The following is a 13,247-nucleotide window of genomic DNA, read 5'->3' on the forward strand; positions in this document are numbered from 1 at the left end:
CATCACCGGCGAGCCGGCGCGGCAATGACTAAAATGATTGCAAGAACCGTTGCGGCGGAGGCCGTGCGCGATCGAAACTTTCCTTCGATTCCTACTAGAAAAGCCGTCATGCAACACCTGAAATACCTGAGCGCCTATCCGAACACGCTACAGGACAAGGTGCGCCGACTCATCGCCCAGCAGCAACTTGGGCCGTATCTCGACGCGCGTTACCCGAAGCGGCATGCGGTTCAGTCGGACCGCGCGCTGTATCAGTACTGCACGGATCTGAAGAATGAGTTTCTGCGTGTGGCACCCGCCATCGACAAGGTGTGTTACGACAGCAAGCTCGATGTGCTGCGGCATGCGCTGGGCCTTCATACCGCCATTTCACGCGTGCAAGGCGGCAGGCTCAAAGCCAAGAAAGAGATACGCGTCGCCTCGCTGTTCAAGGACACGGCGCCCGAGTTTCTCCGCATGATCATCGTGCACGAACTCGCGCATCTGAAGGAAAGCGAGCACAACAAGGCGTTCTATCGTCTATGCGAACTAATGCAGCCTGGCTACCATCAGATTGAATTCGATCTGCGGCTTTATCTCACGCATCGTGATCTGATTCGCACTAAGGTTGAGTGATCTCTGACCAGGCGAGCGCCGCCGCATAGCCTTGCGGGACTGCAAGCGATATCGCCTGGAACGCGCCTGGCTCTGTCGATACTGCATAACGTGCGTCGTTGCGCGGCAGAACGGAGAAGTCCTGCATGCCTATGGCCTTGCCGCCGATGCCGTCGCCATGCGCCTTCAATACCGCCTCTTTCGCGGTCCAGCATGCGAAGAATGCGCTGCTTGCATCGGCTTGCGGCATCGCGTCAATGATTCGCTTGTCAGTGGGATGAAGCACCGAAGCTTCGAGTGAGCGCCAGTCGAGCGAAGGCAGCGCTTCTTCGATGTCGACGCCCACGCGCCGCCGGAACGACACGGAGATCAGGCCATGCGCGCCCGAATGCGATACGTTGAAATCCGGGGCATCGGGCATCGGGAGTGAGGGTCTGCCGTTTGTGTCGGCGATGAAGGCGAGGCCGGCTGGATCGACGTTGAGTTCGGCTGCGAGCAGGCGTCGCAAGGCGGCACGCATAGTGACGAAGCGAGCTGCATCCTGGTGGCGCAAGAAGCGGTGTGCGCGTGCAAGTTCGCTGGCATGCAGGTCGTTTGCGCCAACTTGGATGAGCGGTGCGTTCAGGTCGATGTCGACGAGCCAGAGGCGTACATCGGGAGGTGCATCGGCTGGTAGAAGGTTTATCCGCATTTTTGGATTAGGTTGCCTGTGATGCGGCTTCGCCGTTGATCGCGGAGGATGAATATACAGCGGAAGCGTTGCTTATCGTTGCGCATAAATTCACGCAACATAACGATTAGACCGGGCTGCATTCAACGATACCGCCGATGCAACCGCAGCCGTGGCACACCGTCTTCGCGCACGATCGCAACCGCGTTCTGCTCGAATACGGCCATTAGTTCATCGGCGACGAACTCATCGGCTCCGAGTACAAACAAACTGACTTCCGCTCTCCAAACACCGCCCGGATCGATACCCGCTCCCGCCAACGCAGTCCACCCCGACGGACCGATGTACGCGACCAGCGCGCGCTGTCGACCCGCGTTCTCGTGCTCGCCGAGTACTTCTCCAAACGGATTGAACGCCGTCACGAACACCGCGCTCGTCACGCCATGACACGCCAGCAGCGAGGCAACCGCGTCACTCTTCTTGTCGATGATCATGTCGATCGGCGGTTCGCCATCAATGCGATAAATGGCTGAACGGTAGGCACGCAGCGTGTCGTCGGGAATCGAAGTCATGGCGACACGTTACCCGAGCGCAAAGGCGCACGCAAACGCGGCCATCATTCACAGAACCAGCGCCTATACTGAATTCAGCGTCTCATGCGAGGAGGATGCCATGGCACGCAAGTACATCGATTGCCGCGAGTTTCCGAGCGACACGAACTGCACGGTCGCGCTATCCGCCGACTCCGAAGGCGAACTTCTGGAAGCCGCCGTGCAGCACGCGGTAAGCGTCCATCGGCATGAAGATTCGCCGGAGTTGCGCTCGGAGTTGAAGAAGCTCTTTCACGATGGCACGCCGCCCGTGGAGCGGCCAGGCGCGTGAGATTCGCGCTCCGCTAACCGAGTTCGAACGTCGTCACGCCGAATACACGATCGAGCGGTGCAGCGGACGCCGCTCGCGTGTACATGCGCGCCGTTTCGAAGTCGCTCGTCATGTCGTGCTCGGCTGCGAGCGCGACGGCCGACGCATTGCTCTCTGGTACATCGAGAAATACGGTCTCGCCTGCGATCGATGAAACCAGCGCCCGATAAAGCGCGCGTGCAGTCGGCAAATCATCGGCGAAAAGCGGGCCGATCTTGTACCCGTTACGGCAACGACGCACGACGCCGTATCCGCGCACGATTTCGGCATCGACTGCGGCGAGCGCACGCGCCTCGCGCTGCGCGATCCACGCGCGCAAGAATGCCGGACGCGCCGACATGAAGCAGCGCGCATCGTAGTCGCACAGGCGATCGAACGGAACGCTCGACGCATCCGCTATCGCGACGCCGGGCAATCGATCGTCACCACGCATCGCTACGGTTCGATAACGCACGTTGCGATAGGCCAGCACGAAGCCCGACTTTCGATAGTTGGGCTGCTGCGCAATGACGCCGTCGAGTCCGACGTTGCGTTCGCCCAGATACGCGATGCCCGCGCGCCAGAGACGTATTCCCAAGCCTTTGCCGCGCCATTCAGGCCGCACGATATAGAGTCCGATAAAGCCGAACGCGTCATCGTAGGCCACGGCGGAAATGCAGCCGATGGGCTTCTCGTCCCATGTCCCAATGAAAAAACCGTCGGGGTCGGCCGCATGGAAGCAGCGGGCATCGTCGAGGCCGGGATTCCAGCCCTCCGCCGCGGCCCAGTCGAGCGCCGTGGCGAGATCGGCCAGGTTCATGCGACGGATGATGAAACGAGCGTTATCGGGACCGGGTGACATACGGCGCGCCTTATCGAATTGGGCGGTGCATGCAGTGTCGCGCGTTTGCGGCTTGGGGAAAAGACAGGCGGAAGAAACAGGCGGGGAAGAAACGATGAACAGCGAAGGCACAGCGGCAAGGGCTACGCCATCACTACGTGCAGCCCGTACGCCGCTCGCTGCGGCTAAAGCTCTGACGCGAACGCCAGTCTTCCGAGCGCAGCACGTATTCGCCGTCCTCGCGCGCTTCGTGTTCGGAGCCGAACCCTTCGTCGCTATAGGCGACCACTTTCATCCCGCCGCCGGCTGCGCGTTCAACGGTGATTCCCCAATGCCAGCCGCCTTCCTGATGGAAGACATGTAGCGTCGGATTCGGTGATGTGGTCAGTTCCATATATGCGGCTCCTACAAGTCGACGTTCGCCATGCTTCCTGGCTTGACACGCGTTCTTGATGACGGACGCTTCGAGTTAGCCCCTTTCACGGGCAATGATTTTATGCGGCAATGCCGGCTGCCTGAACAGCATACTCAATGAAATGCTGCGTCGCAACACGGGCTTTCCCCAGCGTGGTGGCGATGAAACGTTTAGCGGACGAAGCACTAAACATAGAGGTAAATCGCTACCGGATGTAACGTTCACGCCGCGTGCGCCCGCAACAGATACCGGCTCTTGCTTACACTTAAATTACGCTCGGCATACGCCTTCCGGCAGCATCCTCGTCGAACGTGGCTTTGGACTGACATGCCGACGACGTAATAAAAGCAGCCGCGTCATTGTCGCGCATCAGGCGCATAAGCGACGCGTCTAAGCCCGCGACTTGTCTCCACGCAGAATACGCCGCGCGATGCTCCAGCGATGCACTTCCGACGGGCCATCGTAGATGCGGAACGCGCGCATGTCCGCAAAAATCCGCGCGACCACGGTCTCATGCGTGACGCCCTGCCCGCCCAGCACTTGCACTGAGCGATCCACGACGCGCCATAACGCTTCCGACGACACGACCTTCGCGATGCTCGATTCATGCTTGCCGAGCACACCCTGATCGAGCACCCAAGCGCAGTGCCAGATGGCAAGCCGCGTCACATGCAGGTCCATCTCGTTGTCCGCGAGCATGAAGCCGACGCCTTCGTGTTCGCCAAGCGCCTTGCCGAAGGCTTGCCGCCGTCGCGCATGTTCGCTCGCGACATCGTGCGCGCGGCGTGCCGCACCGAGCCAGCGCATGCAGTGCGTAAGACGCGCGGGCGAAAGACGCACCTGTGCATAGCGAAAGCCTTCGCCCGGCTCGCCGAGCACGTTTGCAGCCGGCACGCGCAGGCCATCGAAACGCACCACGCCATGACCGCCCGGAAAACACGTATCGAGCGAATCCATCGAACGCTCGATCACGATGCCTTCGCTTCTCATGTCGGCGAGGAACATGGTCGCTGGGCCATCGGCGAACTTTGCCATGATGATCGCGACAGCCGCGCCTTCCGCGCCGGTAATGAACCACTTGCGGCCGTCGATGACGTACTCGTCGCCATCGCGCGTGGCGATGGTCTGCAGCATCGCCGGGTCCGCGCCCGCGCCGGGCGGCGGCTCCGTCATGCAGAAGCACGAGCGAATCTCGCCCGCCGCCAAAGGACGCAGCCAGCGCTCCTTCTGCTCGGGCGTTGCGATGGCCTCCAGCAAATGCATGTTGCCTTCATCCGGCGCAGCGATGTTCAGCGCAACCGGCCCGAGCGGTGAATAACCCGCTTCTTCGAAAAGGATCGCCTTGGCGACGTGTCCCAGTCCAAGCCCGCCATATTCCGGCGACACATGGCTCGACAACAAACCCGCCTTGCGCCCCCTGGCGATGAGTTCTGCGCGCAGTTCCTCGTTCGGGCCATGCGGCGTGCAACGCGGATCGCGCTCGAATGGCACGATCTCCTCTGCGATGAACGCGCGCACACGCGCTTGCAATTCGGTCAGTTCAGGCGAAAGCAAAAAGTCCATCGGCGGTCCTTGGATTTCGTTGAGTAAAGCGCGCTCAGCGTTGTGCGCGCCCTTCGTCATTCATCGTATTCGCTGTACTTGCGCGCATCGCCGCGAACCTTGTGCACCGGATACTTCACACGATTGATCGCCATCTTCTCGAGAAGCGCGCCGTGCAAATCGACATCGAGTGAATCTGCCAGCATGATCAGATAGGCGAGGACGTCGGCCATTTCATGGCGAACGGCGCGCAGTTTTGCATCGTCGAGTTCGGACTTGTCACCAGTGGCAAGCCATGTGAACGGCTCGAGCAACTCGCTCGCTTCGACGCTCAGCGCCGCCGCCAGATTCTTGGGTGAATGGAAACGGCTCCAGTCCCGCTCTCGCACGAATTGGCGCAGCACATCGCGCATTGCCATGAGTTCGCTCGTTGCTTCGCTAGCGTCTGGCTGATTCATTCGTCATCTCACTCATTGCGATTGCGCGGGATAAAGGCCCAGCGTGCGCGCGTGCAATCGTGCAAGGCCAAGCAGCGCATTGGTGAAAGGCGTGGGCACGCCGGTCATCGCGCCGAGTTCGTGCACCGAAGCCACGAGCGCATCGAGTTCGACGGCCTTGCGCCCTTCGACATCCTGCAGCATCGACGTTTTCATCGCGCCGAGCTTGAGCGTGACGGCGTGACGATCGGCCGGCTCCTGTTCGATCGCGATGCCGAAGCGCGCGCCAATCTCTTTCGCTTCGAGCATCACCTGAGTGACGAAATCACGTACCAACTCATCGCTGAGAATGCGATCCGTGGTCGCGCCGGTGATCGCGCTGATCGGGTTCATCGTCATGTTGCCCCACAGCTTGAACCACACATCGCGCTGGATCTGCGGCGACATGGACGCGTCGAAGCCCGCCTTGGCGAGAAGCTCGACGAGCGATTCGACTCGCTCGCTCGGTTTGCCGCTTGCCTCGCCAAGAATAAGCCCCTTGCCCTGTCGATGACGGATGACGCCCGGCGCTTCGACAATGCAGCTCGCATGCACGACGCAGCCGACCGTCTGCGCGACCGGGATGGCCGCAGCGATCGCGCCATGCGGGTCGACCGATGCAAGACGCCGGCCGGCGAACGCGTCGCCCAGGCCTTCGCAGAACCACCACGGCACGCCGTTCATCGCGGTCAGCACGGTCGTATGCGAGCCAATCAGCGGCGCGATGTGCGCGGCCACCGATTCCATCGCCGGCGCTTTCACCGCGATCACGACCAGGTCCTGCGGCCCCAGATCGGCCGGTGCGGCGCTCGTCTTCACCTGCACCTCATGCGTCGCGTCCTGCTCGACGAGCTTCAGGCCGTGCGTCTGCAGCGCATCGAGCGTCGCGCCGCGTGCGACGACGCTGACATCGCATCCTGCCTGCGCGAGCTTCACGCCGATCCACCCGCCGATCGCCCCTGCGCCGTATATGCAAACCTTCATCGTGCCGTCCTCGTCATGAGCCGTGAAGCGCCCATTGTAAGAGCAGTCGCGCGCTTTGCACGACTGGTGCAAACGATCGAATTTAAGCGCGGCCGGCGCTTTTTCAAGAGCGCGGAAACGAATAAAAAATCACGTCGAAAATGCACGATGCGCTATTGAAACGATAGACGCCGCTCCTATTTTCGATGCAACGGCGGCGGCGCGATTCGCGGCCTTCAACGATCAACCTGTCGATCAACCTATTCGCATTATCGGAGGCTGAACCATGAGTGACTTCTACTTTGGCGGCGACCTGTTTCAGGAGCTGGACCGCATGCAACGGCAAGTGTCGAATCTGTTCGGCAATCTCCCTTCGAGCATTCGTTCGAGCCGCACCGATGTCTTTCCGCAATTGAATATCGGCAGCACCGACGACGCCGTCGAAATCGTGGCGTTTGCGCCGGGCGTCGATCCCGCATCGCTCGATGTCACCGTCGACAAGGGCACGCTGACGATCAGCGGCGAGCGCAAGGCCGAGACCGCGACCGAAGGCGCGCGCACCTATGCGAAAGAGCGCTTCACGGGCAGCTTCCGCCGCGTGATCGAGCTGCCGCAAAACGCGGACATCGACAAGGTCACGGCCCGTTATGAGAACGGCACGCTGTCCATTACCGTCGGCAAGCGCGAAGCGTCCAAGCCGCGCGCCATCACCATTCAGTAATCGAAGATCCGGAGCACACCATGACCAACACGACTCAGATTGCCCAGCGCAACGAAAGCGAAGTCACGCGCAAGAACGATGAAACGGTGCGCCGCGCAACGATTACACCGCCCGTCGATATCGTCGAAGACAGCCACGGCATCACGCTATGGGCCGATCTGCCCGGCGTGCCGCGCGACAAGCTCGACGTGAAAGTGCATGACGCAAGGCTTTATATCGAAGCGGAAGCCGTCGTATCGGCGCACGCGGGATTGCGCGTGCATCATGCCGAAGTGCGCGCGCCGCGCTTTGCCCGCGCCTTCACTGTCAGCGATGATTTCGACACCACGAAAATTGATGCCAATCTCACGAATGGCGTTCTGAAGCTGACCATTCCGCGCCGCGAAGAAGCACGTCCTCGACGCATCGACGTGCGTTCGAACTGATAAAGTCCGAGCGAACAATGGCCGCGAATCTCGCGGCCATTTTTTTATCTGGCGCGAGTGTCCCTTTATACTTCTGGCGGCGGTTTAGAACTACTCGAATCCATTGCTAAAGAAAAGGGACGATCGTGAATAGGCTGTTGACGGTGTTAGTGGGTTCCATGCTGGCCGTGTCCATCGGCGCACAGGCGAAAGACTGGTCGACCATTCGTTTTGGCGTCGACGCCAGCTATCCGCCATTCGAATCGAAAGCGCCTGACGGCAAGCTCGTCGGTTTCGATATCGATGTCGGCAATGAGTTGTGCCGCCGCTTGCAAGCGAAATGCGTGTGGGTCGAAAACGCATTCGACGGCATGATTCCGGGCCTCAAATCGCGCAAGTTCGACGGCGTGCTGTCCACCATGTCGATGACGCCCTCGCGCGTCAAGCAAATCGCCTTCTCCAGCAAACTCTTTCACGTCCCGACGCGCCTCGTCGCAAAGCGCGATTCGAAGATCGAGCCGACGGCGGAATCGCTTGCGGGCAAATCGGTCGGCGTCGAGCAAGGGTCGATGCAGGAGACCTATGCCAAGGCCCATTGGGGCGCTAAAGGCGTGACGGTCGTATCGTATGCGGATCAGGATCAGGTCTATGCGGACTTGCTGACTGGCCGCCTCGATGCATCGCTGCAAAACGCGGTGCAGGCGGAACGCGGCTTTCTGCAGACGCCGCGCGGCAAGCCTTACGCTTTTGCCGGTCCGGCGCTCGAAGACAGCGCGATCTTCGGTCCCGGCACGGCCATCGGCCTGCGCAAGGAAGACACCGACCTGAAGGACAAGCTCGACGGCGCCATCGCCGCGATGATCAAGGACGGCACGTACAAGCGCATCGAGCAGAAATACTTCGACTTCGACATCTACGGCGAGTGAGCTGTGCGGTTTTCTCCGACCATTAACGCGGCCTTGCGATAGGGACTGTCGTTATTGCACGAACGCCACGCTGAAAATTACACTGAAAAACAGGATATTTTCAGGGTTTCGCGGGTGGCCGCCATCGGCATGGACTTTGCATCAGATGGCGGCACATGGAGAACTGCTTCGGGGACATCATGCATCACTCGATCGAACCTCACGAGCTTGGAAAAATCGACCTCGCACGGTTTCATATCGTGCAGGTTTCGGACGGCACGAATACCGTCGTGCTTTGGGAAGCGCCCGACCCGGAGGCTTCAATGCTTCTGCACATGCAGGCCGCGACGCTGACCATTCGTCTGTGCGATCCGCTCAACCCGGTGCGCAGAAAGGACGTATGCGAGCGTTTGCAGGCGCATCTCGCGGCATCGCGAATGGCAGACAAGAGCGCGGCGCGCCAGCGCACGCACGCGCATCGCTCGGGCACCGCGGAACACCGCGTTTGAGCGGCTATCTGCAGCTATAGCGATTCGCTCAGGAAATCCCACAGCGCATCGTCGACGGAATACGGGACGTTAAAGCGAAAGCACGCGCTCGGCGCATCGCCCGGCCGGAAGTACGAACCGGGCGCGAGCCAGATGCCGTGCTCAAGCGCGCGCGTCGCGACCGTGCCCGCATCCGAAGGGTCGATCGGCAAACTGGCCCACACGAACAGACCTGCACGCGGACGCCGGAACAAGGTCACGCCCAGTGCATCCATGCGCTCTTCGACGAGCGCATGGGCGTCCTTGAGCTTGTCGGCGACGAATTCGACGTGCCGCGCATAACGCCCTTCCGTCAGCACTTTTTCGACGATACGCTCCGTCGCTTCCGACGACGTCAGGCCCACGGCCATCTTCGTGCGCGCCAGTTCGCGCAGCACGTCGCGCTCGGCAACGACGTAGCCGCATCGCAGCGACGGCGTGATGGTCTTCGCAAAACCGCCGACGTACAACACGCGATTCAAGCCTTCCATCGCCGCCAGCAGTGGCGCGCCGGGCGGGGCCAGTTCGCGGTTCACATCGTCCTCGACGACCCACATGCCATGACGCTCCGCAATCTGCATCAGCCGGAACGCCGACGCCATGCTGAACGTCGCGCCAGTCGGATTTTGCAGCGTCGTGTTGAGGAAGATGGCCTTCGGCCGATGCTCGATCACGATGCGCTCGAACACGTCCGTATCGATGCCCGCCACCGTGCGCGGGACGCCATGCACGTCGAGTCCGGCGAGCTTCAGAATCTGCAGCAGATTGCAGTAGCCGGGGTCCTCGACGACCACCGCGTCGCCGGGGCGCAGCAAGGTACGCACGATCAGATCGAGCGCCTGCGTCGCGCCCGCTGTCAGCAGCACGTTGGTCGCGGCATCGACCGGCAAGCCGTGACGATCCAGTTGCTCGGCAATGCGTTCGCGCAGCGGCGCGAAGCCGTACGGATGCCCGTAGTCCGCGAGGCGCGCCGCCGGCACGCGACTCATCGCGCGCAACGCATGGTGCAGGCCGCTTTCGTTGACCCATTCGTTCGGCAGCCAGCCGCAGCCGGATTTGATCGGCACCGAATGATCGGCGAAGACATCGGATAGCAGCCAGGTCGCCGTGAGGCTCGGCGGCTGCCACTCGACCGGGCGCGGGCGTTTGGAACGGTCGCGCTGCGCCACGCGATACCCCGATCCGCGCCGCGCGGTCACGAGTCCCATCGACACGAGCCGGCCATAGGCTTCTGTCACGGTGAAGGTGCTCAAGCCCTGTTGCCCGGCCAGACGGCGCACGGACGGCAAGATCGCGCCCGCGCGCAGGGTCTCCGCTTCGATCGCGGACGAAAACGCGCGCACGAGTTGTTCGACGAGCGTCGGCGCTTGCCGTGAACCGCGCTCCAGCTTCAGTTCTATCATGGGATGGTTCGACCCGATCTCAGCCAACACAGTTTGCCGCATTTTGCCAGCACAGTTGGCAGCGCAGTAAAGCGACTGTCTATGCCGCGCAATTTTGTCCGGCACTAGAGTGAGCGTTCTTTCCCGGAGACCCGTTATGAATGCTCGCCCCGTCATCGATGATCTGTCGTCGTTCTGGATGCCTTTCACCGCGAACCGCCAGTTCAAGAGCGCGCCGCGTCTCTTGGAAAGCGCGAAAGGGATGTACTACCGCTCGACCGATGGCCGCGAAGTGCTCGACGGCTGCGCGGGTCTCTGGTGCGTGAACGCGGGCCATTGCCGCGACGAAATCGTCGATGCCGTGCAGAAGGCGCTCGGCACGCTGGACTTCGCGCCGACGTTCCAGATGGGTCATCCGCTCGCGTTCGAGGCGGCGTCCAAGGTGGCCGCGCTGATGCCCGAAGGACTGGACCGCATCTTCTTCACGAACTCAGGCTCCGAGTCGGTCGACACGGCGCTCAAGATCGCGATTGCTTACCATCGGGCGCGCGGCGAAGGACAGCGCACGCGCCTCATCGGGCGGGAGCGCGGCTATCACGGCGTGGGCTTCGGCGGCATTTCGGTGGGCGGCATCGCGCCGAATCGCAAGACGTTTTCCGGCGCGCTGCTGCCGTCGGTCGATCATCTGCCGCATACGCATGATCTCGCCCACAACGCGTTCTCGAAGGGACAGCCCGCGTGGGGCGAGCATCTGGCGGACGAACTGGAGCGCATCGTCGCGCTGCACGACGCATCGACGATCGCGGCGGTGATCGTCGAACCGGTCGCGGGTTCCACCGGCGTGCTGATCCCGCCGAAGGGCTATTTGCAGAAGCTGCGCGACATCTGCACGAAGCACGGCATCCTGCTGATTTTCGATGAAGTCATCACCGGCTTCGGCCGTCTCGGCGCAGCGACCGCGAGCGCGTTCTTCGGCGTGACGCCCGACCTCATCACGATGGCCAAGGCGATCAACAACGCGGCCATTCCGATGGGCGCCGTCGCCGCGCATCGCCGGGTGCACGACGCCATCGTCGATGCAGGCGCGGCCAACGCCATCGAACTTTTTCACGGCTACACGTATTCCGCGCATCCGGCGGCGACTGCGGCGGCCATCGCCACACTCGATCTTTACGCACGCGACAAGCTCTTCGAGCGCGCGGCATCGAAGGCGGAGAAGTTCGAAAGCGCGGCGCACGCGCTGCGCGACGCGCCGTTCGTGAAGGACATTCGTAATCTCGGACTCGTCGCCGGGATCGAGCTCGAATCGCGCGAAGGCGCGCCGGGCGCGCGCGCCTACGAGGTCTTCGTCAAGTGCTTCGAGGCGGGCGTGCTCGTGCGCTATACCGGCGACATCCTCGCGTTCTCGCCGCCGCTCATCATCGAGGACGACCAGATCGATCACATCTTCGGGACCGTGCGGAAGGTGCTGGAAAGCGTGAAGTAGGTTTGAGACGATCGCGCGTGTCTATGAGACGCGCGCGCATTCACGCCGACGCGCTGCGCCCCTACAGTTGAGCCATGCCATGCAGATGGCGATCAACGAACTCAGGAGCGCACCATGTCACGTCTTTCTCAGCTCAACGTCAACGAAGCCAGCGGCAAGACCGCCGAACTTTTCACCGCCATCAAGAAGGCCGCCGGCCGCGTGCCGAACGCGTATGCGACGGTCGGCACGCACAGCCCCGGCGCACTCGGCGCGGCGCTCGCCAACGATGCCGTGCTCGCGAAGAGCAGTCTCGACAAGGCCGATGCAGAAGCGATCAAGCTCGCCGTCAGCGAACTCGCGGGCTGTGACTACTGTGCTGCGGCGCATACGGTCGTCGGCAAGATGGCCGGCCTCACGCAACTCGAAACGCAGCAGATCCGTGCGGGCGAAGCCACAGGGAACGCGAAGCGCGATGCCCTCGTGCGCTTCGTGCGGCAAGTGGCGGATTCGCGCGGCACCGTCGATGCCCGCGTCCTCGCCGATGTGCGCGAAGCCGGCTACACGGAAGCGCAAGTCATCGACGCGCTGTTCGCGATGAGCGTCATCAACTTCACGAACCTCGTCAATCGCGTGAATGACACCACGCTGGATTTCCCCGCGCTGGTCTAAGGTTTCGTAAAGCGATCGACGATCGTGCTGACCAGATCCACTGGCACCGGAAAGACGATCGTCGAGTTCTTGTCGCCGGCGATCGTCGTCAGCGTCTGCAAGTAGCGCAACTGCATCGCCTGCGGCGCCTGCGCGAGCATTTGCGCCGCCTGCAGCAGCTTCTCGGACGCCTGCAATTCGCCTTCCGCATGAATGATCTTCGCGCGACGCTCGCGCTCGGCTTCGGCCTGACGGGCGATCGCGCGAATCATCGTCTCGTTGATGTCCACGTCCTTGATCTCGACGTTCGATACCTTGATGCCCCACGCATCGGTCTGCGCATCGAGCACGCGCTGAATGTCGCTGTTGAGGCGCTCGCGCTCGGACAGGAGTTCGTCCAGTTCGTGCTTGCCGAGGATCGCGCGCAGCGTGGTTTGCGATAGCTGGCTCGTCGCATCCAGAAAGCGCGCGACCTGGATCACGGCCTTCTCCGGATCGACGACGCGAAAGTACACCACGGCATTCACCTTCACCGACACGTTGTCGCGCGTGATGACGTCCTGCGGCGGCACGTCGAAGACGACCGTGCGCAGGTCCATGCGAACGACCTGCTGCACGACCGGAATGATCAGCACGAGCCCCGGTCCTTTCACTTTCCAGAAGCGCCCGAGCATGAACACGACGCCGCGCTCGTACTCCCGAAAAATCCGCACCGCCGACGCCAGAAGGAAAATGACGAGCGCAATCACGATGCCGCTAAAGCCGAAAGTAAGCCCCATGTCCCTAGCCTC

The 13,247-nt window shown here is 61.9% G+C and carries 17 protein-coding genes; 8 read left to right on the forward strand and 9 right to left on the reverse strand.

Annotated elements, in window-relative coordinates; all coding sequences use genetic code 11:
- Nucleotides 1-108 precede the first annotated feature (108 nt).
- A complete protein-coding gene (locus LDZ21_RS17715) occupies nucleotides 109-615 on the forward strand; it encodes a YgjP-like metallopeptidase domain-containing protein (protein ID WP_035968345.1) in 507 nt (168 codons plus the stop codon).
- On the opposite strand, the gene LDZ21_RS17720 is transcribed toward LDZ21_RS17715, so the two are convergent.
- Complete coding sequence (locus tag LDZ21_RS17720; RefSeq protein WP_244795077.1) at nucleotides 602-1,114, reverse strand: 4'-phosphopantetheinyl transferase family protein; 513 nt, start codon at nucleotides 1,112-1,114, stop codon at nucleotides 602-604. The genes LDZ21_RS17715 and LDZ21_RS17720 overlap by 14 nt on opposite strands.
- 293 nt (nucleotides 1,115-1,407) lie before the next feature.
- Nucleotides 1,408-1,836 carry a DUF3293 domain-containing protein gene (locus tag LDZ21_RS17725; protein WP_244795078.1) on the reverse strand — a complete coding sequence of 143 codons (429 nt, stop codon included), beginning with the start codon at nucleotides 1,834-1,836 and terminating at the stop codon, nucleotides 1,408-1,410.
- Nucleotides 1,837-1,936: 100 nt separating this feature from the next.
- Between LDZ21_RS17725 and LDZ21_RS17730 the strand changes: the two genes are divergently transcribed.
- Nucleotides 1,937-2,146, forward strand: a complete 210-nt coding sequence (locus tag LDZ21_RS17730) for a DUF1059 domain-containing protein (protein ID WP_244795079.1) — start codon at nucleotides 1,937-1,939, stop codon at nucleotides 2,144-2,146.
- A gap of 13 nt (nucleotides 2,147-2,159) precedes the next feature.
- Here the strand turns inward: LDZ21_RS17730 and LDZ21_RS17735 are convergent, their stop codons facing one another.
- From LDZ21_RS17735 to LDZ21_RS17755, 5 genes are all read right to left on the reverse strand, one after another.
- Nucleotides 2,160-3,026 (reverse strand): GNAT family N-acetyltransferase, encoded by an 867-nt coding sequence (locus LDZ21_RS17735; protein ID WP_244795080.1) that lies wholly within the window; start codon nucleotides 3,024-3,026, stop codon nucleotides 2,160-2,162.
- Between the two features lie 133 nt (nucleotides 3,027-3,159).
- Entirely contained in the window at nucleotides 3,160-3,399 is a 240-nt protein-coding gene (locus LDZ21_RS17740; RefSeq protein ID WP_035970419.1) for a hypothetical protein, read from the reverse strand.
- 411 nt (nucleotides 3,400-3,810) lie between these two features.
- Nucleotides 3,811-4,983 carry an acyl-CoA dehydrogenase family protein gene (locus LDZ21_RS17745; protein ID WP_244795081.1) on the reverse strand — a complete coding sequence of 391 codons (1,173 nt, stop codon included), beginning with the start codon at nucleotides 4,981-4,983 and terminating at the stop codon, nucleotides 3,811-3,813.
- Between the two features lie 56 nt (nucleotides 4,984-5,039).
- Nucleotides 5,040-5,381 carry a nucleotide pyrophosphohydrolase gene (locus LDZ21_RS17750; RefSeq protein ID WP_244795082.1) on the reverse strand — a complete coding sequence of 114 codons (342 nt, stop codon included), beginning with the start codon at nucleotides 5,379-5,381 and terminating at the stop codon, nucleotides 5,040-5,042.
- A 51-nt stretch (nucleotides 5,382-5,432) separates the two neighbouring features.
- Complete coding sequence (locus LDZ21_RS17755) at nucleotides 5,433-6,422, reverse strand: 2-dehydropantoate 2-reductase (protein WP_244795083.1); 990 nt, start codon at nucleotides 6,420-6,422, stop codon at nucleotides 5,433-5,435.
- A 265-nt stretch (nucleotides 6,423-6,687) separates the two neighbouring features.
- Between LDZ21_RS17755 and LDZ21_RS17760 the strand changes: the two genes are divergently transcribed.
- The 4 genes from LDZ21_RS17760 to LDZ21_RS17775 all read left to right on the forward strand — a co-directional run bounded on the left by LDZ21_RS17760 (nucleotide 6,688) and on the right by LDZ21_RS17775 (nucleotide 8,940).
- Nucleotides 6,688-7,122 (forward strand): Hsp20/alpha crystallin family protein, encoded by a 435-nt coding sequence (locus LDZ21_RS17760; protein ID WP_244795084.1) that lies wholly within the window; start codon nucleotides 6,688-6,690, stop codon nucleotides 7,120-7,122.
- Nucleotides 7,123-7,142: 20 nt separating this feature from the next.
- A complete protein-coding gene (locus LDZ21_RS17765; RefSeq protein ID WP_244795085.1) occupies nucleotides 7,143-7,547 on the forward strand; it encodes an Hsp20/alpha crystallin family protein in 405 nt (134 codons plus the stop codon).
- A 158-nt stretch (nucleotides 7,548-7,705) separates the two neighbouring features.
- Nucleotides 7,706-8,452, forward strand: coding sequence for an ABC transporter substrate-binding protein (locus LDZ21_RS17770; protein WP_425306861.1), 747 nt, complete (start codon nucleotides 7,706-7,708; stop codon nucleotides 8,450-8,452).
- A gap of 179 nt (nucleotides 8,453-8,631) precedes the next feature.
- Nucleotides 8,632-8,940, forward strand: coding sequence for a hypothetical protein (locus LDZ21_RS17775; RefSeq protein WP_244795087.1), 309 nt, complete (start codon nucleotides 8,632-8,634; stop codon nucleotides 8,938-8,940).
- Nucleotides 8,941-8,954: 14 nt separating this feature from the next.
- Here LDZ21_RS17775 and LDZ21_RS17780 read toward each other — a convergent pair whose 3' ends face one another.
- Entirely contained in the window at nucleotides 8,955-10,361 is a 1,407-nt protein-coding gene (locus LDZ21_RS17780; RefSeq protein ID WP_244795088.1) for an aminotransferase-like domain-containing protein, read from the reverse strand.
- Nucleotides 10,362-10,497: 136 nt separating this feature from the next.
- Between LDZ21_RS17780 and aptA the strand changes: the two genes are divergently transcribed.
- The gene (gene aptA, locus LDZ21_RS17785; RefSeq protein WP_244795089.1) at nucleotides 10,498-11,826 is read left to right on the forward strand and encodes an omega-aminotransferase AptA; all 1,329 of its coding nucleotides are present in this window, start codon (nucleotides 10,498-10,500) and stop codon (nucleotides 11,824-11,826) included.
- A 114-nt stretch (nucleotides 11,827-11,940) separates the two neighbouring features.
- The gene (locus LDZ21_RS17790) at nucleotides 11,941-12,477 is read left to right on the forward strand and encodes a carboxymuconolactone decarboxylase family protein (RefSeq protein ID WP_244795090.1); all 537 of its coding nucleotides are present in this window, start codon (nucleotides 11,941-11,943) and stop codon (nucleotides 12,475-12,477) included.
- On the opposite strand, the gene LDZ21_RS17795 is transcribed toward LDZ21_RS17790, so the two are convergent.
- Nucleotides 12,474-13,235, reverse strand: a complete 762-nt coding sequence (locus tag LDZ21_RS17795) for a slipin family protein (RefSeq protein WP_035970435.1) — start codon at nucleotides 13,233-13,235, stop codon at nucleotides 12,474-12,476. The genes LDZ21_RS17790 and LDZ21_RS17795 overlap by 4 nt on opposite strands.
- Between the last annotated feature and the right edge of the window lie 12 nt (nucleotides 13,236-13,247).

The sequence above is a fragment of the Caballeronia grimmiae genome, from assembly GCF_022879615.1.
Lineage (GTDB): Bacteria > Pseudomonadota > Gammaproteobacteria > Burkholderiales > Burkholderiaceae > Caballeronia > Caballeronia grimmiae.